The 20,043-nt window shown below is 71.5% G+C and carries 17 protein-coding genes; 14 read left to right on the top strand and 3 right to left on the bottom strand.

Features of this window, described 5'->3' with window-relative positions:
* The first annotated feature begins 3 nt into the window (after window positions 1-3).
* On the top strand, window positions 4-780 hold the full coding sequence (locus E3N83_RS10455; protein ID WP_151083206.1) for a succinate dehydrogenase/fumarate reductase iron-sulfur subunit: 777 nt from the start codon (window positions 4-6) through the stop codon (window positions 778-780).
* Between the two features lie 4 nt (window positions 781-784).
* Here the strand turns inward: E3N83_RS10455 and E3N83_RS10450 are convergent, their stop codons facing one another.
* Window positions 785-1,102 carry a hypothetical protein gene (locus E3N83_RS10450; RefSeq protein WP_151083205.1) on the bottom strand — a complete coding sequence of 106 codons (318 nt, stop codon included), beginning with the start codon at window positions 1,100-1,102 and terminating at the stop codon, window positions 785-787.
* 126 nt (window positions 1,103-1,228) lie between these two features.
* Here E3N83_RS10450 and E3N83_RS10445 point away from each other — a divergent pair, with 126 nt between their 5' ends.
* The 11 genes from E3N83_RS10445 to E3N83_RS10395 all read left to right on the top strand — a co-directional run bounded on the left by E3N83_RS10445 (window position 1,229) and on the right by E3N83_RS10395 (window position 16,186).
* Window positions 1,229-2,920 carry a methylmalonyl-CoA mutase family protein gene (locus E3N83_RS10445; protein WP_151083204.1) on the top strand — a complete coding sequence of 564 codons (1,692 nt, stop codon included), beginning with the start codon at window positions 1,229-1,231 and terminating at the stop codon, window positions 2,918-2,920.
* Window positions 2,917-5,211, top strand: a complete 2,295-nt coding sequence (gene scpA, locus E3N83_RS10440) for a methylmalonyl-CoA mutase (RefSeq protein ID WP_238342855.1) — start codon at window positions 2,917-2,919, stop codon at window positions 5,209-5,211. The genes E3N83_RS10445 and scpA overlap by 4 nt, the downstream gene beginning before the upstream one ends.
* Before the next feature lie 10 nt (window positions 5,212-5,221).
* Window positions 5,222-6,193 (top strand): methylmalonyl Co-A mutase-associated GTPase MeaB, encoded by a 972-nt coding sequence (gene meaB / locus E3N83_RS10435; RefSeq protein ID WP_151083203.1) that lies wholly within the window; start codon window positions 5,222-5,224, stop codon window positions 6,191-6,193.
* Between the two features lie 52 nt (window positions 6,194-6,245).
* Window positions 6,246-7,424 (top strand): amidohydrolase, encoded by a 1,179-nt coding sequence (locus E3N83_RS10430; RefSeq protein WP_151083202.1) that lies wholly within the window; start codon window positions 6,246-6,248, stop codon window positions 7,422-7,424.
* A 162-nt stretch (window positions 7,425-7,586) separates the two neighbouring features.
* On the top strand, window positions 7,587-8,687 hold the full coding sequence (locus E3N83_RS10425) for a BMP family lipoprotein (protein ID WP_151083201.1): 1,101 nt from the start codon (window positions 7,587-7,589) through the stop codon (window positions 8,685-8,687).
* A gap of 154 nt (window positions 8,688-8,841) precedes the next feature.
* Complete coding sequence (locus E3N83_RS10420) at window positions 8,842-10,374, top strand: ABC transporter ATP-binding protein (protein WP_151083200.1); 1,533 nt, start codon at window positions 8,842-8,844, stop codon at window positions 10,372-10,374.
* Window positions 10,371-11,648 carry an ABC transporter permease gene (locus E3N83_RS10415; protein ID WP_238342854.1) on the top strand — a complete coding sequence of 426 codons (1,278 nt, stop codon included), beginning with the start codon at window positions 10,371-10,373 and terminating at the stop codon, window positions 11,646-11,648. The genes E3N83_RS10420 and E3N83_RS10415 overlap by 4 nt, the downstream gene beginning before the upstream one ends.
* The gene (locus tag E3N83_RS10410) at window positions 11,645-12,940 is read left to right on the top strand and encodes an ABC transporter permease (RefSeq protein ID WP_151083199.1); all 1,296 of its coding nucleotides are present in this window, start codon (window positions 11,645-11,647) and stop codon (window positions 12,938-12,940) included. Before E3N83_RS10415 ends, E3N83_RS10410 begins: the two co-directional genes overlap by 4 nt.
* A gap of 2 nt (window positions 12,941-12,942) precedes the next feature.
* Window positions 12,943-13,350: a cytidine deaminase gene (locus E3N83_RS10405; protein ID WP_191907764.1), complete on the top strand. Its 408-nt coding sequence runs from the start codon at window positions 12,943-12,945 to the stop codon at window positions 13,348-13,350.
* Window positions 13,340-14,620 carry a thymidine phosphorylase gene (locus E3N83_RS10400; RefSeq protein ID WP_151083197.1) on the top strand — a complete coding sequence of 427 codons (1,281 nt, stop codon included), beginning with the start codon at window positions 13,340-13,342 and terminating at the stop codon, window positions 14,618-14,620. Before E3N83_RS10405 ends, E3N83_RS10400 begins: the two co-directional genes overlap by 11 nt.
* Before the next feature lie 135 nt (window positions 14,621-14,755).
* Window positions 14,756-16,186 (top strand): hypothetical protein, encoded by a 1,431-nt coding sequence (locus E3N83_RS10395; RefSeq protein ID WP_151083196.1) that lies wholly within the window; start codon window positions 14,756-14,758, stop codon window positions 16,184-16,186.
* 49 nt (window positions 16,187-16,235) lie between these two features.
* Here E3N83_RS10395 and E3N83_RS10390 read toward each other — a convergent pair whose 3' ends face one another.
* On the bottom strand, window positions 16,236-16,688 hold the full coding sequence (locus tag E3N83_RS10390; protein WP_151083195.1) for a MaoC family dehydratase: 453 nt from the start codon (window positions 16,686-16,688) through the stop codon (window positions 16,236-16,238).
* 53 nt (window positions 16,689-16,741) lie between these two features.
* Here E3N83_RS10390 and E3N83_RS10385 point away from each other — a divergent pair, with 53 nt between their 5' ends.
* Window positions 16,742-17,854, top strand: coding sequence for an adenosine deaminase (locus E3N83_RS10385; RefSeq protein WP_151083194.1), 1,113 nt, complete (start codon window positions 16,742-16,744; stop codon window positions 17,852-17,854).
* On the opposite strand, the gene E3N83_RS10380 is transcribed toward E3N83_RS10385, so the two are convergent.
* Window positions 17,846-18,460 carry an ATP-binding protein gene (locus E3N83_RS10380; RefSeq protein WP_151083193.1) on the bottom strand — a complete coding sequence of 205 codons (615 nt, stop codon included), beginning with the start codon at window positions 18,458-18,460 and terminating at the stop codon, window positions 17,846-17,848. The genes E3N83_RS10385 and E3N83_RS10380 overlap by 9 nt on opposite strands.
* 147 nt (window positions 18,461-18,607) lie before the next feature.
* Between E3N83_RS10380 and E3N83_RS10375 the strand changes: the two genes are divergently transcribed.
* The gene (locus tag E3N83_RS10375; protein WP_151083192.1) at window positions 18,608-20,017 is read left to right on the top strand and encodes a beta-galactosidase; all 1,410 of its coding nucleotides are present in this window, start codon (window positions 18,608-18,610) and stop codon (window positions 20,015-20,017) included.
* Window positions 20,018-20,043: the final 26 nt, after the last annotated feature.

Genomic DNA, 20,043 nt, shown 5'->3' with positions numbered 1-20,043 from the left:
CTCATGGGATACACGCTCAAGATGCGGCTCTGGCGCGGCGACCAGTCCGGGGGCGACCTCCAGGACTACGACGTCGAGGTCGAGACCGGCGAGGTCGTGCTCGACGCGATCCACCGCGTCCAGGCCACCCAGGCCGGTGACCTCGCGGTCCGCTGGAACTGCAAGGCCGGGAAGTGCGGCTCGTGCAGTGCGGAGATCAACGGCAAGCCCCGACTGATGTGCATGTCTCGGCTCTCGGACTACCCCGAGACCGAGACCATCACGGTCACTCCGATGCGCACCTTCCCGGTGATCCGCGACCTGGTCACCGACGTGTCGTACAACTACGAGAAGGCCAAGGAGCTGCCCTACGTCGAGCTCCCGCCCCGCGACGCCGACGGCAAGCGCCGGATGATGCAGGAGGACGTCGAGCGCGGGCAGGAGTTCCGCAAGTGCATCGAGTGCTTCCTGTGCCAGAACACCTGCCACGTGGTGCGCGACCACGAGGAGAACAAGAAGGCGTTCGCCGGCCCGCGGTTCTTCCTGCGGTACGCCGAGCTCGACATGCACCCGCTGGACACCCTCGACCGTCGGGAGACGACCCGCGAGCAGGCCGGGCTGGGGATGTGCAACATCACCAAGTGCTGCACCGAGGTCTGTCCCGAGGGCATCCACATCACCGACAACGCGATCATCCCGATGAAGGAGCGCGTGGTCGACAAGACCTACGACCCGCTGGTCTGGCTGGGCAACAAGATCGGGATCCGTAACAAGGACCGCGACAGCCGTACCGAGGTCTGACGGATCAGTCGGTCAGGGTGACCGACGAGCCGGCGTCGGCGGCGCGCTTCTTCTCGGCCAGAGCGGTCATGTGGGCCTCGGTCGGCTTCCCGTCCGGGTGGTGCTTGTGACACACCATCCAGGTCGTGCCCTCGACCTGCTGCTTGGCGATCCGCCAGCAGCGGTGCACGTGGCAGTTGTGCTTGCGGTAGAGCCCGATCGCGGCGCCGAAGAGCGCGACCTGACCGACGTCGGCGCCGAGGCCGGACCAGAAGTTGTACCACTCGTTCCCGTCGGCACCGACCAGGTGCCCCAGGCCCATCACCACGACCAGGTCTGCCACACCGGGGATGATCCCACCCCGCGCGCGGCCAGGTGGAGAGAACCGCCGCGCGGCAAAGGTCCCGGGGTGGGAGACAAAGGTCCCATCCATTGGCTCGGACCCGTGGCGCGCTCCTACGCTTGGCCCATGACCGACGTGCAGGGTGGTCTCGACGAGCCCGAAGCGCTGCAACCGGACCCCGGCGCGCTCGCCCTGGTCTCGGCGGCCGACGACTGGTCCCGTGCGGACTGGGAGGGCGCGGCCGCGAAGGTCCTCCGCAAGACCCGACGGCTGGGTGAGGACTCGCCCGACGACGCCGTCTGGGCGGCCCTGACCCGGACGACGTACGACGACATCGCGATCCCCCCGCTCGGCACCCGCGCCGACCTGGACGACCTCGTCACGAGGGGTCGGCCGACCCGACACGGCCCGTGGGACGTGCGCACCCGCACCTCCGGCGACAGCGGCGCCGCGGTGGCGGACCTCGAGAACGGCGCCACCAGCCTGTGGCTGGTCGCCGACGAGGTGGCCCCGGACGAGCTGCCCGCTGCCCTGACCGGAGTGCGGCTCGACCTCGCCGCGGTCGTGCTGGAGGGTCCGACGCGCGCCCACGCGGAGGCCCTGGTGGCCCTGGGGCCGCTGCACCCGGACAGCAACCTGGGCGCGGCGCCGGACGCCGATCCCGTCGACCTCGAGGTCTTCGCCCGGCTCGCCCAGGAGGCCGGGGTGCGTGCGGTCGTCGTCGACGGCACCACGGTCCACGAGCAGGGTGCCTCCGACGGCCAGGAGCTCGGCTGGGTGCTGGCCCGCGGAGCGCACGTGCTGCGCGTCCTCGATGCGGCCGGGGTGCCACCCGAGGACGCCTTCGGCCTGGTCGAGGTCCGGGTCGCCGCCACCGACGAGCAGTTCACCACGATGGCCAAGTTCCGCGCCCTGCGTCGGCTCTGGGCCCGGCTGGCCGAGCTGTGCCAGGTCGCCGACCCGAGGACCCGGATCCACGCCGTGACCAGCCGCTCGATGACAAGCGCCTACGACGTGCACGTCAACCTGCTCCGGGGGACCGTCGCCGCGTTCGGCGCGGGAGTCGGCGGTGCGGACTCGATCACCGTGGTGCCCTTCGACGAGCCGACCGGGGAGGTCTCCGTGCTCGGTCGGCGGATGGCCCGCAACACCAGCGCGCTGCTGGTCGCGGAGTCGCACGTGGCCGCGGTGGCCGACCCCGCCGGCGGGGCGTACGCCGTCGAGCGCCTCACTGACGACCTGGCCCGCGTCGCCTGGGCCGAGCTCGGCCGGATCGAGAGCGACGGCCTCGGCGCCTTCGAGGGCCGGGTGCGCGACGTCCGAGCCCGCCGCGAGGTCGACGTGGCGACCCGGCGCCGGCCGCTGACCGGGCTCAGTGAGTTCCCGCGCCTGGGAGACCCGGCACCGGCGCGACGCAACCTGACCTACCGGTGGGGGGCGGCGTTCGAGGCCCTGCGGGCTCAGCCGCCGACCACGCACGCCTTCCTGGCGACCCTGGGGCCGGTCGCCGCGCACACGGCCCGGGCCGGCTTCGCCACCAACCTGTTCGCCGCCGGTGGTGTCGCCGTGGACGTCGCCGGACCCACGGCCGGGGTCGACGACCTGGTCGCTGCCTACGACGGCCAGCCGGTCGTCTGCCTGGCCGGGACCGACGCGGCGTACGCCGAGTGGGGCGAGGCGGCCGCCTCCGCCCTCCGCGGAGCCGGGGCCCGGCACGTCGTCGTGGCCGGGAAGCCCGCCGACTGGGCCGACGACTCGTGTGCCCTCGGGGTCGATGCCGTCGACTTCCTGACCCGGACGAGGGGACACCTCGCATGACCTCCGTGCCGCCGAGCTTCGCTGGCCTCCCGCTGAGCGGCGACGAGGTGGTCTCGACTCCGCTCGACCACCGGGACGCGCTCGACCACCGGGACGCGCTCGACCACCGGGACGCGCTCGACCACCGGGACGCGCTCGACCACCGGGACGCGCTCGACCACCGGGACGCGCTCGACCACCGGGACGCGCTCGACCACCGAGAGGGCGCCTCCCCGTGGCACTCGCCGGAGGGGATCGACATCCTCCCGGTCTACGGACCCGAGCACCTCGCGGACCTCGACGCCCTCGACACCTGGCCCGGCCTCACGCCGTACCTGCGGGGTCCCTACCCGACGATGTACACCACCCAGCCCTGGACGATCCGGCAGTACGCCGGCTTCTCCACCGCCGAGGAGTCCAACGCGTTCTACCGGCGCAACCTCGCCGCCGGGCAGAAGGGGCTGAGCGTCGCCTTCGACCTGGCGACCCACCGCGGCTACGACTCCGACCACCCGCGGGTGCGCGGCGACGTCGGCATGGCCGGAGTGGCGATCGACTCGATCTACGACGCGCGGACGCTCTTCGACGGGATCCCGCTCGACCAGATGAGCGTGAGCATGACCATGAACGGCGCGGTGCTGCCGATCATGGCGCTCTACATCGCCGCCGCCGAGGAGCAGGGCGTCAAGCCCGAGCAGCTGGCCGGGACCATCCAGAACGACATCCTCAAGGAGTTCATGGTCCGCAACACCTACATCTACCCGCTGGCCCCGAGCATGCGGATCGTCGGCGACATCTTCAGCTACACCGCCGAGCACATGCCGCGCTTCAACTCGATCTCGATCTCCGGCTACCACATGCAGGAGGCCGGGGCGACCGCCGACCTCGAGCTCGCCTACACGCTGGCCGACGGCGTGGAGTACCTCCGCACCGGCGTGCGGGCCGGTCTCGACATCGACCACTTCGCGCCGCGGCTCAGCTTCTTCTGGGCGATCGGGATGAACTTCTTCATGGAGGTCGCCAAGATGCGCGCGGCCCGTGCGCTCTGGGCCCGGCTGGTGCGCGACTTCGAGCCGCAGAACCCCAAGAGCCTGAGCCTGCGCACCCACTGCCAGACCAGCGGCTGGAGCCTGACCGCGCAGGACGTCTTCAACAACGTCGGCCGCACCTGCATCGAGGCGATGGCGGCGACCCAGGGGCACACCCAGAGCCTGCACACCAACGCCCTCGACGAGGCGATCGCGCTGCCCACCGACTTCAGCGCCCGGATCGCCCGCAACACCCAGCTCCTCCTCCAGCAGGAGAGCGGCACGACCTGGACGATCGACCCCTGGGCCGGCAGCTACTACGTCGAGAGGCTGACCCACGACCTCGCCGAGCGTGCCTGGGCCCACATCCAGGAGGTCGAGCGGGCCGGGGGCATGTCGAAGGCGATCGAGCAGGGGATCCCGAAGCTGCGGATCGAGGAGGCCGCCGCCCGCACCCAGGCCCGGATCGACTCCGGTGCCCAGGCGGTGATCGGCGTCAACACCTACCGCCTCGCCGACGAGGACCCGCTCGACGTGCGCCGGGTCGACAACGACGAGGTCTACCGCCAGCAGATCGCGAAGCTGGAGCGGCTGCGGGCCGAGCGCGACGACGACGACGTACGTCGTGCGCTCGAGGCGTTGACGAAGGCAGCCGGCGAGCCGGAGGGCCAGGGAGACAACCTCCTCGCGCTGGCCGTGGACGCCGCCCGGGCCAAGGCGACGGTCGGCGAGATCAGCGGCGCGCTGGAGCAGGTCTGGGGCCGGCACCGCGCCACGATCCGTACCATCTCCGGTGTGTTCCGCGACGAAGCCGGCAGCGCGGGGGACCAGCTCGTCGAGCAGGTGCTCGCCGCCACCGCCGACTTCGAGGAGGCCGAGGGCCGCCGCCCGCGGATCCTGATCGCGAAGATGGGCCAGGACGGCCACGACCGCGGCCAGAAGGTCGTGGTGAGCGCGTTCGCCGACATGGGCTTCGACGTCGACGTCGGGCCGTTGTTCTCCACGCCCGAGGAGGTCGCCCAGCAGGCCGTCGACGCGGACGTGCACATCGTCGGCGTGAGCAGCCTCGCGGCCGGCCACCTGACCCTGCTCCCGGCGCTGAAGCAGGCGCTGGCCGACCTCGGACGCGACGACATCATGATCGTGATCGGCGGGGTGATCCCGCCGGCCGACGTGCCCGCGCTGACCGAGATGGGCGCAGCGGCGATCTTCCTGCCCGGCACCGTGATCGCGGCGTCCGCGCTGGACCTGCTGGCCCGGCTCCGGGCCCGGCTCGACACCTGATGCTCGACTGATGGCCGACGTGGACGACCTCGTCGACGGGATCGCTGCCGGCCGACGGGCCGCCGTCAGCCGGGCGATCACCCTGGTGGAGTCCAGCCGGCCCGAGCACCGCGCCGAGGCGCGACACCTGCTCGCGCGGCTGACGGCACCCGGCGAGCCCACCGTCCGGGTCGGCATCTCCGGGCTGCCAGGGGTCGGGAAGTCCACGTTCATCGAGGCGCTGGGGGGCCGGCTGACCGCAGCCGGACACCGCGTCGGCGTGCTCGCCGTGGACCCGAGCAGCTCGCGCACCGGAGGCTCGGTGCTCGGTGACAAGACCCGGATGCCCGACCTGGCCGTCGACCAGCACGCCTTCATCCGGCCGAGCCCGAGTGCCGGCACCCTCGGCGGCGTCGCCCGCGCGACCAGCCAGGCGATGCTCGTGCTCGAGGCCGCGTCGTACGACGTCGTGCTGGTGGAGACCGTCGGCGTCGGGCAGTCCGAGATCACCGTGGCCGGCATGGTCGACACGTTCCTGTTCCTGACCCTGGCCCGGACCGGCGACCAGCTCCAGGGCATCAAGCGCGGCATCCTCGAGATCGCCGACGTGATCGCGGTCAACAAGGCCGACGGCGAGCACGAGGCCGAGGCCCGGGTCGCCGCCCGCGAGCTGGCCGGGGCGCTACGGATGGTGCACGGCAAGGCCGCCTGGGCGCCTCCGGTGGTGACCTGCTCGGGACTGACCGGGGCGGGGGTCGACGAGGTCTGGGGCGAGGTGCTGGCGCACCGCGACCGGCTCGGGGTGGCCGGACTGGCCGACCGGCGCGCGCACCAGCAGCTCGACTTCGCCTGGGCGTTGGTCCGCGACGAGCTCGAGCAGCGGCTCCGGCGGTCGGCGCCGGTGCGCGCCGTACGCGAGCAGGTGCGCGAGCAGGTGCTGCGCGGCGAGCTCCCGGCCGTCGAGGCCGCCGACCGGATCCTCGCGGCGTACGACGAGGCCTGATCCCGCGGTCGGTGCGCGGCCACCCGCCGGGGTGAACTAACCTCGTCGGGACATGTCCACGGAAGATGCGTATGCGCTGATCGACACGGTCGTCGACAAGCACACCGACGACCTCCTCGATCTGCGCCGCGACCTCCACGCCCACCCGGAGCTCTCCTGGGAGGAGACCCGGACCACCGACCTGGTGAGCCACCACCTCGACCAGATCGGCTGGCGGATCACTCGCACCGGTGCGTCCGGCCTGGTCGCCGACCTCGGCGAGACCGGCCCGCGGGTGGCCCTGCGCGCCGATCTCGACGCACTCCCGGTCGACGACACCACCACCGACCCGTGGCACAGCCAGGTGCCGGGGGTGGCCCACGCGTGCGGGCACGACGTCCACACCGCGGCGCTGCTCGGTGCCGGCATCGCGCTGGCCGAGGCGCACGCCGCCGGGCTCGTACCCGGACGGGTCAGGCTGCTCTTCCAGCCGGCCGAGGAGGTGATGCCCGGTGGTGCGCAGCGGCTGATCAACCTCGGCGCCCTCGACGAGGTCAGCCGGATCTTCTGCCTGCACTGCGACCCCAGCATCGACGTCGGGCAGGTCGGACTGCGCGAGGGTCCGATCACCGGTGCGGCCGACGCGCTCGAGATCCGGCTCTCGGGCGGCGGCGGCCACACCAGTCGCCCGCACCTGACCGAGGACCTCACCTTCGCGCTGGCCAAGTTGGTGACCGAGCTCCCGGCCGTGCTCTCGCGCCGCCTCGACCCGCGGGCCGGCGTCAGCGTGGTCTGGGGCCGGGTCGCGGCCGGCCGGGCCACCAACGTGATCCCCGAGTCCGGGACGCTGGGCGGGACGGTCCGGATGCTCGACGCCGTCGCCTGGAGCGACATGGAGCACCGGATCCGCGCCCACGTCGACGAGATCCTCGCGCCGTACGGCGTCCGGGCCGAGGTCGACTACCGACGCGGGGTCCCGCCGGTGGTCAACGAGCAGGCCTCGATCGCGCTCCTGGGTGCGGCCGTGGAGACCGTGCTCGGGCCGCACGGCCGGGCGCCGACCTCGCAGAGCCTCGGCGGCGAGGACTTCGCGTGGTACCTCACCCGGGTTCCCGGGGCCATGGGCCGCCTCGGTACCCGCTCGCCCGGGGGCACGACGTACGACATCCACCAGGGCAACCTGCGCGTCGACGAGCGCGCCATCCCCATCGCCGCCAAGCTCCTGGCGACCGTGGCCGTCGGCTCGCTCTGACCGGATCGAGGCCGACCCCGTCCGGCCTCGTGGCCCGTCCGGGTCACCGATCAGTAACAGTTGGAGACCTCCGGCCCTAGCGCCGCAGGTCGTGGTGCGTGTGGACTAGGGTGAGCCAACATTTCCCGCCGCACCGTGGCGGGACGACTGAGGAGATCTCCCTTGCGCCACACCATCAAGATCGTCGCGGCCCTCGGCGCCGCGTCGCTGCTGATCGCCGGCTGCGGCAAGCCCAGCAGCTCGACCGCTTCCAACGGCCCGACCACGCCGACCAGCTCGGACACCTCGGCCGCCGGCGGCAGCCTGAAGGCCTGCATGGTGCTCGACACCGGCGGTGTCGACGACCACTCGTTCAACCAGTCCTCGTGGGCCGGTCTCCAGGCCGCGAACAAGGCCAACCCGAACATCAAGATCTCCTACGTGCCGTCGTCCTCGCAGAACGACTACACGCCGAACCTGACCGCCGAGACCAACAAGGGCTGCGACACCGTGATCGCGGTCGGCGGCCTGATGACCGACGCCGTCACCAAGATCGCGAAGAAGAACCCCAGCCAGCAGTACGCCGAGATCGACTCCGCGTCGTCGGGCCCGAACGTCTACGGCCTCCAGTACAACACCGCCCAGGGCGGCTTCCTCGGCGGCTACCTCGCCGCCGGCATGAGCAAGACCGGCAAGGTCGCGACGTACGGCGGGCTGAACATCCCGCCGGTCACCATCTACATGGACGGCTTCTGGGAGGGCGTGCAGTACTACAACCAGCAGAACAGCAAGAACGTCCAGGTGCTCGGTTGGGACGAGAAGAACCAGAAGGGCGGCACTTTCGCCAACTCCTTCACCGACGCCAACAAGGGCAAGCAGATCACCGCTCAGTTCCAGCAGCAGGGCGCTGACATCGTCTTCCCGGTCGCCGGTGGCACGGGCGTCGGCTCGGCCGCGGCCGCTGCCGCGTCGGGTGGCCAGCTCTCGGTGATCTGGGTCGACACCGACGGCTGCGAGAGCGTCTCGCAGTACTGCAAGTACTTCCTGACCTCGGTCACCAAGAACCTCAGCGGTTCGGTGCAGGAGTACGCGACGCAGGCCGCCTCGGGCACGTTCCCGAAGGGCAACTACGTCGGCACCCTGGACAACAACGGCACCGGTCTCGCGCCGTTCCACGACTTCGACAGCAAGGTCCCGTCGACCCTGAAGTCGCAGCTCGACCAGGTCAAGGCCGACATCATCTCGGGCAAGATCAAGATCACCTCGCCCAGCCAGCCTCAGTGAGGCTGCGCCGTCGGGCTTGACCCAACGGTCCACCACCGAGGGGGAGCACCGGAGCGCCGGTGCTCCCCTCGGCATGTCCCATCGTCGTACGCCATGATGAGGACGCCATGATGACTGTGCGCGCGGACGGTCAGCTGACAGGGAGGTCCCTTTCGTGAGGCTCGAGCTTCGCGGCATCACCAAGCGCTTCGGCGACCTGGTCGCCAACGACTCCATCGACCTGGTGGTCGAGCCCGGCGAGATCCACGCCCTGCTGGGCGAGAACGGCGCCGGCAAGAGCACGCTGATGAACGTCCTCTACGGGCTCTACCACCCCGACGAGGGCGAGATCCTGATCGACGGCGAGCCGGTGAGCTTCGGCGGTCCGGGCGACGCGATGCGGGCCGGCATCGGGATGGTGCACCAGCACTTCATGCTGATCCCGGTCTTCAGCGTCGCGGAGAACGTCGAGCTCGGTCACGAGCGCACCCGCTTCGGCTTCCTGAACCGCCGGGCCGCCCGCCGCGAGGTGCGCGAGGTCTCCGAGCGCTACGGCCTCCAGGTGCCGGTCGACGCCCTCGTGCAGGACCTGCCGGTCGGCGTCCAGCAGCGCGTGGAGATCATCAAGGCATTGATCCGCGACGCGAAGGTGCTGATCCTCGACGAGCCCACCGCGGTGCTCACCCCGCAGGAGACCGACGACCTGATGGACGTGATGCGGTCCCTCAAGGAGGGCGGCACCTCCATCGTCTTCATCACCCACAAGCTCCGCGAGGTGCGGGCCGTGGCCGACCGGATCACGGTGATCCGGCGGGGCAAGGTCGTCGGCGAGGCCAGCCCCACGTCGTCCTCGGCCGAGCTGGCCTCGATGATGGTCGGCCGGCCGGTCTCCCTCGAGATCGAGAAGGAGCCGCGGACCCCCGGCGACGAGATCCTCGAGGTGGCCAACCTCCGGGTCCTCGACCAGACGGGTCAGGTCACCGTGGACGACGTGACGTTCTCGGTCCGCGGCGGCGAGATCTACGCGCTGGCGGGGGTCCAGGGCAACGGCCAGACCGAGCTCACCGAGGCGCTGGTCGGGCTGGAGCACGTGCAGTCCGGCACCGTCTCCCTGGAGGGACGCGACGTCACCCGGGCCGGCATCGACGCGATGATCGGTCTGGGTGTCGGCTACGTCCCCGAGGACCGCCTCCACGACGGCCTGGTCAGCAGCTTCTCGGTCTCGGAGAACCTCGTCCTCGACCTCTACCACCGGCCCCCTTTCTCCAAGGGGATCTCGCTGGACCTCGACCGGATCCGGCAGAACGCCGAGGAGCGGATCGAGGAGTTCGACGTCCGGACGTCGTCGATCGAGCATCCCGCCTCGACCCTGTCCGGCGGGAACCAGCAGAAGGTGGTGCTCGCCCGCGAGCTGTCGCGCCCGCTGAAGCTGCTGATCGTCGCCCAACCCACGCGCGGGCTCGACGTCGGCTCCATGGAGTTCGTCCACCGTCGGATCGTGGCCGAGCGCGACAACGGGGCCGCCGTCGTCGTGATCTCCACCGAGCTCGACGAGGTGCTCGGCCTCGCCGACCGGATCGGCGTCATGTACCGCGGCAAGATCATCGGCGAGATGCCCGGCGGGGCCGATCCGGCCGAGATCGGGCTGCTGATGGCCGGCACGGTCCCCGACAGCGTCACGACCGACCAGGAGGTGTCCGCCCCGTGAGCGACCAGCCCGCCGAGCCAGCGGCCCAGTCGCCGGCCGTCCAGTCGGAGGCCGCCACGGCCCCGCCGCCGGAGCAGGCGCCGCCGTCCGGGCGCTTCGCCCGGCTGTGGTCGAGCAGCCTGCTGGTCACCCTGCTCGCCTTCGTGACCGCGATGCTGATCGGCGGGCTCCTGATCGCCGTCGCCGACCCGCAGACCCAGGCGGCGTCGCACTACTTCTTCCAGTACCCCTGGGACACCTTCCGCTACGGCTTCGAAGCGATCTGGCGGGGGTACGTCGCGCTCTTCCAGGGTGCGATCTTCAACTCCGACACCGCGTCGAAGGGCACCCTGGCCGGTTACCTCGGCCCGATCTCGGAGACCCTGACCAACGCCACGCCGCTGATCCTCGGCGGGCTCTCGGTGGGCCTGGCCTTCCGGGCCGGCCTGTTCAACATCGGCGGCCAGGGCCAGGTCATCATGGGTGCGGTCTTCGCCGGCTTCGTCGGCTTCCACTGGCACCTCGCGCCCGGGCTGCACCTGCTGCTCGGCATCCTCGCCGGCATGCTCGGAGGAGCCCTGTGGGGCGGCCTCGCCGGTCTGCTGAAGGCGAAGACCGGTGCGCACGAGGTGATCACCACGATCATGCTCAACTACGTCGCGCTGTACTTCCTCGCCTACCTGCTGTCGGTCAAGGGCTTCCAGGCCCCGCCGTACGGTCAGGCCATCTCCAACAAGGTCCACTCCAGCGCCCAGCTGCCGCCGCTGCTCGGGGGCAGCATGCGGGTGCACGCCGGCCTGATCCTGGCGCTGCTCGCCGCGGTCGCGGTCGGCTGGCTGATCGACCGGAGCACGCTCGGCTTCCGGCTGCGGGCGGTCGGTGCCAACCAGTTCGCCTCCCGGACGGCCGGGATGAGCGTGGAGAACAGCTACATCACGGTGATGCTGATCGCCGGAGCCCTGTGCGGCCTCGCCGGCGTCAGCCAGATCCTGGGCACCAACAGCGCGATCACCGGTGACATCGACGCCGGCATCGGCTTCGACGCGATCACCGTCGCGCTGCTCGGCCGGGCCAACGCCAAGGGCATCGTGGCCGCGGGTCTGCTGTTCGGGGCCCTGCACGCCGGCGGCACCCAGATGCAGTCGGCGACCGGCACCCCGATCGACCTGGTGCAGGTGATCCAGTCGCTGATCGTGCTGTTCATCGCCGCGCCGATGCTGGTGCGGGCGATCTGGCGGATCAAGGTCACCACGACCGGCGTCGGTGGCCAGCTGGCGAAGGGGTGGAACGGATGACGACCGCAGTGGAGCCCAACGAGGAGCTCCTGGTGGAGCGCGTGACCGTCCGGCCCCCGGTCTCGCGGGCGCAGCGCCTCGGCGCCGGCATCTCCCTGGGCGTGATCGGGCTGGTGACGATCTGGCGGTTCGGGATCGCCGGCCACCACCACCAGGACGCCAGCATCCGGCTCGGTGCGCTCAACGCGACACACGTCCCGCACTTCACCGTGCCGGCCGCCCCGATCGCCTGGGTCTGTGGCGTGCTCACCCTGCTGCTCGGCCTGCTCTGGCTCGCCGTACCGCGACGGCGCTGGTTCGGCCCGATCATGGGCGTCGGGCTCGGGCTGTTCGTGGTGGCCCTGATCTGCTGGCTGGCCTCGGCCAGCGCCTTCTCCACCTTCGACGTCGTCGGCACGCTGACCAGCACGATCCAGCTCGCCGTGCCCCTGATCCTCGGGGCCCTGTGCGGCGTGATGTGCGAGCGGTCCGCGGTGATCAACGTCGCCATCGAGGGTCAGATGCTGGCCGGTGCGTGGGCCAGCGCCCTGGTCGGCTCGCTGGTCGGGATCACGGCCGGGATGTTCGCGGGCGTCTTCGCAGGTGCGCTGATCGGGGCGATCCTGGCGGTGTTCGCGATCAGGTACATGGTCAACCAGGTCGTGCTCGGCGTCGTCCTGAACGTCTTCGCGGCCGGACTCACCGGGTTCCTCTACGACGTGTTCATGCAGACGCACACCGAGACCCTGAACTCCACGCCGATCTTCGAGGCGCACAAGGTCCCGCTGCTCGGCGACATCCCGGTGCTCGGGTCCCTGCTCTTCGACACGTACTCGATCGTCTACCTGACCTACGTCCTGATCATCGCCGTCGACGTCTGGCTGTTCCGCACCCGCTGGGGCCTGCGCACGCGCGCGGTCGGGGAGCACCCCAAGGCCGCGGACACCGTCGGCATCAACGTCCTCGCGATGCGCTACCGCAACGTGATCATCGGCGGCGCGATCGCCGGGCTCGGTGGGTCGTACTTCATCTTCCAGGTCGGCCAGTTCCAGAAGAACATCACCTCGGGCCAGGGGTTCATCGCCCTCGCCGCCCTGATCTTCGGTCGCTGGAGCCCGCGCGGTGCCGTGGCTGCGGCCCTGCTGTTCGGCTTCGCCTCGGCGATGCAGCTCACGCTGTCGATCAACGCCCCGTCGATCCCGTCCAACGTCGTCGCGATGCTGCCCTATCTGGCGACGATCGTGGCGGTGGCCGGGCTGGTCGGGAAGGTCCGGGCGCCGGCGGCCGACGGCGAGCCCTACGTCAAGGGATGACGATGTCAGACGAGTTCGACTGGGAGGCGCTGCGACAAGCCGCCGTGGAGGTGTCCCGCCGCGCCTACGCGCCGTACTCCCACTTCCAGGTGGGGGCCGCCGGCGTGGCCGACGACGGCCGCGTGCTGGTCGGCTGCAACGTGGAGAACGCCGCCTACGGTGTGACGCTGTGCGCCGAGTGCGGCCTGGTCAGCTCGCTGCACGCCACCGGTGGCGGCCGACTGACCCATGTGGTCTGCGTCAACGGTGCCGGTGACGTGATCATGCCGTGCGGCCGCTGCCGGCAGGTGCTGTGGGAGAGCGGCGGACCGGACCTGCTCCTGATGACCGCGACCGGGACACGCCGCATGGCCGAGGTGCTGCCCGACGCCTTCGGCCCCGACGACCTGGAGGCAGTCCGTGGCGCATGACGCCGTCGAGGTGATCGGTGCCAAGCGTGACCGGGGCGAGCTCAGCGACAGCCAGATCGACTGGGTGGTCGCCGCCTACACCCGCGGCGACGTCGCCGACGAGCAGATGTCGGCGCTGGCGATGGCGATCCTCCTGAACGGCATGACCCGGCGCGAGATCGGCCGCTGGACCGCCGCGATGATCGCGTCGGGGGAGCGGATGGACTTCTCGAGCCTCTCCCGCCCGACCGCCGACAAGCACTCGACCGGTGGGGTCGGCGACAAGATCACCCTGCCGCTGGCTCCGTTGGTCGCCGCGTGCGGGGTCGCCGTACCCCAGCTCAGCGGACGCGGCCTGGGCCACACCGGCGGCACCCTCGACAAGCTGGAGTCCGTGCCCGGCTGGCGGGCCGCGCTCTCCAACGACGAGATGCTGGCCCAGCTGGAGTCCGTCGGCGCGGTGATCTGTGCCGCGGGAGACGGGCTGGCGCCTGCCGACAAGAAGCTCTACGCCCTGCGCGACGTGACCGGGACCGTCCCTGCGATCCCGTTGATCGCCTCGTCGATCATGTCCAAGAAGATCGCCGAGGGCACCGGCTCGCTGGTGCTCGACGTGAAGGTCGGGACCGGTGCCTTCATGCGCACGGTCGAGGACGCGCGCGAGCTCGCCGCGACGATGGTGGCCCTGGGCACCGATGCCGGGGTCCGCACCGTCGCGCTGCTGACCGACATGTCCACCCCGCTCGGGCTGACCGCGGGCAACGCGGTCGAGGTCGCGGAGTCGGTGGAGGTGCTGGCGGGCGGCGGCCCGGCCGACGTGGTGGAGCTGACCCTCGCGCTGGCGCGGGAGATGCTGGCCGGTGCCGGGCGCGACGACGTCGACCCGGCGGACCGGCTCGCGGACGGCTCGGCGATGGACGCCTGGCGGGCGATGATCTCGGCGCAGGGGGGCGACCCCGCCGCCGAGCTGCCGACGGCCCGTGAGTCGCACGTCGTGAGCGCACCGACCTCGGGCGTGCTCACCCGGCTCGACGCGATGGCCGTCGGCCTGGCGGCCTGGCGTCTGGGCGCCGGCCGGGCCCGCAAGGAGGACCCGGTGCAGGCGGGAGCCGGCGTCGTCTGGCACGCCCGCCCCGGCGACGACGTCCGCGAGGGACAGCCGTTGTTCACCCTGCTCAGCGACGACAGCGAGCGCTTCGACCGCGCCCTGGAGGCACTCGACGGCGGGTACGACGTCGGTGACGGAACGTCGTACACCCCGACGGACCTGGTGATCGACCGGATCGGCTAGGCACCGGTCCGGGCCGCCCGAGGTCCTTGTCCTCTGGACCGAACCGATCCACCGGGCGGAGCATCGAAACAGAGGAAGGCACCGTGATCCGCACGGTGCTTGCCGTGACCGGTCGACGGTTACGAGGAGGTTCCGATGTCAACACGCCTTGCCCGCAAACTCGCTCCGGCGCTCTCGGTGCTGGTGGCGTTGAGCGCGACGTTCGCCCTGGCGCCGCCTGCCTCGGCGGCTGCGCCGTCCAACGACAACCGGGTCAACGCCACCAAGGTCCGACCTCCCGACTCGCTGACCGGCACGCTGGTCGAGGCGACGCTGGAGGCGACCAACGACTCCAGCAGCTGCGCCGGCACCGACTCGTCGGTGTGGTACCGCTTCACCGCCCCCGCCCGGGGAGCCGTCGTCGTCCAGCTCGACGCCAACGGTCAGATGGACGCCACCGTCGACGTCTACCGGCAGGTCCGCTCGAAGCTCACCTTCGTGGACTGCAACAGCACCGACGCCGCCGGTTCGACCACCCTCGAGGACGCGGGGCTCGTCCCGGGCGCCGACTACGCGATCCGGGTGGGCAACCAGACCGGTTCGGTCGCCGACACCTTCCAGCTCAAGGTGCTCGTTCCGACCGCGCCCCCGGAGCCACCGGGCCGCCACCTGCCCGACCAGGGCATCAAGAACCGGGTCGACCGGGTCCTGAACCCCGGTGACGCCTACTGGACCCGGCTGCACGCCGGCACGACCATGCGGCTCAGCCTGACCACCGACCACTGCACCTCGCTCGAGGTCTTCGGCCCGGGTACCACGGACTTCGAGAGCACCGCGCCGCTGAAGCGGCTGCCCTGTGGTGGCTACAGCCTGTTCACCCCGACCCGGACCGGCCGGCATTTCCTGGTGGTGCGGGCGGCTCGGGGTCGCGACGTGCAGCACTACCGCCTCCAGGTGGCACCCGCGCGCCTCGACGACACCACACCCGGCGTGCTGATCCACAACCACGCGGTGGTCCGGGGCCACGTCAACGGAGGCATCGACACCCGCGACCTGTACCGGTTCGACGTGACCCGGCTCAGTGCCCTGACGTTGAGTCTGTCGGGCGCGCCGACGATGACGCTGGTCCGCGATGACGGCGTGCGGATCGGGAGCGGCAACCTGATCTCCGGCCACATCCGGGCCGGCCGCTACTTCGTGGCGGTCGAGGGAGACGGGGGCTACCGCCTCGGCCTGGCGCTGAAGACGATCACGCACGCCGCGATCCTGGCCAACGGGCGGCACGTCGCCACGGTCGCTCCGGGCGCCACGGCGCGGCTGCTCCTGCGGGTGCACCCGGCAGTCGCCGGGCCCAGCCTGATCACGATCGAGCGGCTCGACCCGATCCAGGGATGGCAGTTCCTGCGCACCTTCGACCCCCGGGTCAGCAGCGGGCGGGCGTTGGTCCGCTTCCACCCGCCGACGGTCGGCCGCTACCGGATGCGCGCGGTCTACCTGGGCACCAGGGACGCAGCGCCGTCCACCACCGGGCTCGCCCGGCTGCTGGTGCAGCAGCCGCTGAGCCCGCGGAACCTCCTGGCTCCGTAGCCGAGGGTTCGAGCGCGGGGGTCGTCGTACCGGCGGCCCCCGCGTCGCGTCAGGGGAGCAGCAGCACCACGGTCTCGGCGACGCACGCGGGCTTGTCCTGGCCCTCGATCTCGATCACCTGCCTCAGGGTCAGCTGCTTGCCCGTGGGCAGGTCGGTGACCTCGCCGAGGGTGACCCGGCTGCGGATGCGCGAGCCGACCCGCACCGGGTGCGGGAAGCGGACCTTGTTCACGCCGTAGTTCAGCTTCGCGCCGGGAGTCTCGAGCGCGAAGACCTGGCTGCCGAGGAGCGGGATCAGCGACAGCGTGAGGTAGCCGTGCGCGATGGTGCCGCCGAACGGCCCGGACGCGGCGCGCTCGCGGTCCACGTGGATCCACTGGTGGTCGCCGGTGGCGTCGGCGAACTGGTCGACGCGCTCCTGGTCGATCTCGAGCCACTCGCTCAGGCCGAGCTCCTCACCGCTCATGGCGGCGAGGGTGTCGAGGTTGTCGAGGATGCGCATCCGGCGGCTCCTGGGCTGGGCGTGTGTCGGGGCGGGTCTGGGAGGATCGGCGCATGTCCGAACCTAGCCCACGCCCGTCGGTCGAACCGGCCCCCCCGAGCCGCGCCGAGATCACCCGGGCACCCAAGGTGCTGCTGCACGACCACCTCGACGGTGGCCTGCGGCCGCAGACCGTGCTGGAGCTCGCCGAGGCCGCCGGTCACACCCTGCCGGCGGACGACGCGGAGTCGCTGGGCCGCTGGTTCGCCGAGTCCGCGGACTCGGGTTCGCTGGTCCGCTATCTCGAGACCTTCGACCACACGGTCGCGGTGATGCAGACCGAGGCCGCCATCGAGCGGGTCGCCCGCGAGTGCGTGGCGGACCTGGCGGCGGACGGCGTCGTGTACGCCGAGATCCGCTACGCCCCCGAGCAGCACGTGGGCGCCGGGCTGTCGCTCGACCAGGTGGTGGCGGCGGTGCGCGCCGGCTTCGAGGCCGGGATGGCCGAGGCCGGAGGGGCCATCGTGGTCCGCCAGGTGCTGACCGCGATGCGGCACCAGGCGCGCTCCCGCGAGATCGCCGAGCTCGCGGTCACCTGGCGCGACGCAGGGGTGGTCGGCTTCGACATCGCCGGCGCCGAGGCCGGCTTCCCCCCGACCCGGCACCTCGACGCCTTCGAGTACCTCCAGCGGCAGAACTTCCACTTCACCATCCACGCCGGCGAGGCGTTCGGCCTGCCGTCCATCTGGGAGGCGATCCAGTGGTGCGGCGCGGACCGGCTGGGCCACGGCGTGCGGATCATCGACGACATCACCGTCGACGACGACGGGCAGGCGCACCTGGGCCGCCTCGCGGCGTACGTCCGTGACAAGCGCATCCCGCTCGAGCTGGCGCCCGCCTCCAACGTCCAGACCGGGGCTGCCGCCTCGATCGCCGAGCACCCGATCGGCCTGCTGACGGCGCTGCGCTTCCGGGTCACCGTCAACACCGACAACCGGCTGATGAGCCAGACGTCGATGTCGGCCGAGATGGCCGCCCTGGTCGACGCCTTCGGCTACGGGCTGCACGACCTGCGCTGGTTCACGATCAACGCGATGAAGTCCGCGTTCCTGCCGTTCGACGAGCGGCTGACGATCATCGACGACGTGATCAAGCCGGGGTACGCCGCGATGTCCGGCTCAGCCTGACGCCAGCCGACGGATCCTGGCGTCCGCCTCGGCGGGGGAGACCACCGTGCAGCCGAGGAGCTCGGCCTCGGCGATCACCCTCTGCTGGTCGCGCATCAGGGCCCAGCCCCTGCGGACCAGCACGAGCGGCGGCTTGCGGTGCTCACGCAGGTCGCGGGTGAGGCGTCGCCAGAAGGTCACCAGGGGCCGCTGGCGCAGGCAGAAGGCAGCGGCGAGGACACCACGCCCTCGGCAGTCCGCGACGATCTGCTGGGCGAAGATCCCCTCGGCCACGAAGAGCCGGGCGCCGTCGAGGGTCACCTCGTGGGTGCCGCAGGGACCGTTCCGGGCGATGTCGTAGACCGGCGCGACCGTCCGGCCGGTGCCGGCGAGCTCCGCCACCGCCCGGACGGCGTCCTGCGCGCGCCACGAGCGTGGGTCGTCCCAGTCGACGAGCCCGGCGTTCGCGCCGTGCGTGATCAGAGGCAACGCCGGGTCGTCCCCGCTCCGGTAGTAGTCGTCGAGCCTGAGCACCGGGAGGCCGGTCAGCGCGGCCAGCCGGGACTTGCCGATGCCCGACGGACCGGCCAGGACGACGGCGCGGGCGACGACCGGGGGGTGGGGCACCGCGCCATTGTGCCGGAGGGCGGGACCCCGGCGACGATCGGACCCACTTCTCCGATTCGCCTGCGGCGGCCCGCTGACCTGCAGATACTGGCAATCGGCTGTCGGGGGCCCTCGCCGTCGAACCGCACGCGACCTCGGAGAAGAGCCATGCACCTGTCGTCCCGCCGCCGCGCACCCCTCGTGGGCGCGCTCGCGCTGTCTCTGGTCGCCGCCGTCTCCGCCGCGGTGGGAACCGTCGAGGCGGCCTCGGCGAACCTCCCGACGCCTCACTCCGCGAGCCGCGGGCCGGCAGGCGCTGCGAAGACGCGCCCGATCAAGGTGCGCGTCGACCACCGCCTCTTCGGCGTGCACGACGCCAACCTGACCTCGCTGAGCCGGCCGACCACCGGCTCGATCCGGCTCTGGGACGCCGGGGTGACCTGGCAGGCGATGCAGCCGCACCCCGGGCAGATCGACTTCAGCCGTCTGGACACGATCGTGGCGGACGCCTGGGCCAACCACACCGAGGTCACCCTGGTCACCGCGATGACGCCGACCTGGGCGGCCGCGCCCGAGAACACCTTCACCGACGGCACCGAGGCCCCGAACCCCGACGACTTCGCGGCGTACGTCGGCGCGGTCATGGACCGCTACAAGAACTACGACGGCAGTGGCCGGCCCGGGATCGCGAACTACCAGGTGTGGAACGAGGCCAACATCGGCACGTTCTGGAACGGCACCCCCCAGCAGATGGCGGACCTGGTCAAGACGGAGTACGACGTGCGGGCCGCGCACGACCCGAGCGTCAAGCTGATCGGTCCGGCCCAGGTGTCCCGGCTGTCCTACCAGCGCATCTGGACCCGCGACTTCTACCGGCTCTCCGCGACCGGTGGGCTGCCGGTGTGGAAGTACCTCGACGCGATCTCGCTGAACCTCTACCCGGTCGAGACCTACCCCACGAGCTCGGGCGGCACGCGCTTCGGCACGCCGGAGGACTCGATGGCGCTGCTGGCCAGCGTGCGCGCGTACCTCGCCAAGGACGGAGTGCCGGCGTCGATGCCGATCTGGAACACCGAGGTCAACTACGGCATGGGCCGGGGTACGGCGAGCGTGCCGATCTCCGACGCGGCGCAGATCGCCAACGTGATGCGCACCTACCTGCTGAACGCGGCCCAGGGCGTGGGGCGGGTGGAGTGGTACGCCTACGACATGGGCCAGCTGCCGAGCGGCGGCACCCTGGGCAACACCCTGCTCACCGACCCGAGCAACCGCGCCGCCGGTCTGCTGACCCCGGCCGGGGCGTCGCTGGCCCGGATCGAGTCCTGGATGAACGGCACGCTGGTCGGCACCGCCACACAGCGCCCGTGCGCCACCGACACCAAGGGCACCTACACCTGCGTGATCCGCTACGCGACGGGGGTCGGCCGGGTCTACTGGAACCCCTACCGCCAGGCGAACGTCCGGCTCGTCACCTCGGCCCGCAAGCGCGTGGACGAGTTCGGAGCGGTCACGTCGGTCAAGGGCGGCCAGAAGCTCCGGGTGGGCTACATGCCCGTGCTGGTCCGGTCGACCAAGTAGCCCGCTGGGTTACGCTGCGGTCCCAG

Origin of the sequence: Nocardioides cynanchi, from assembly GCF_008761635.1 — a bacterium.
GTDB lineage: Bacteria > Actinomycetota > Actinomycetes > Propionibacteriales > Nocardioidaceae > Nocardioides > Nocardioides cynanchi.
The sequence above is the reverse complement of the archived record's forward strand: the minus strand, read 5'-3'. Positions and strand labels throughout refer to the sequence as shown.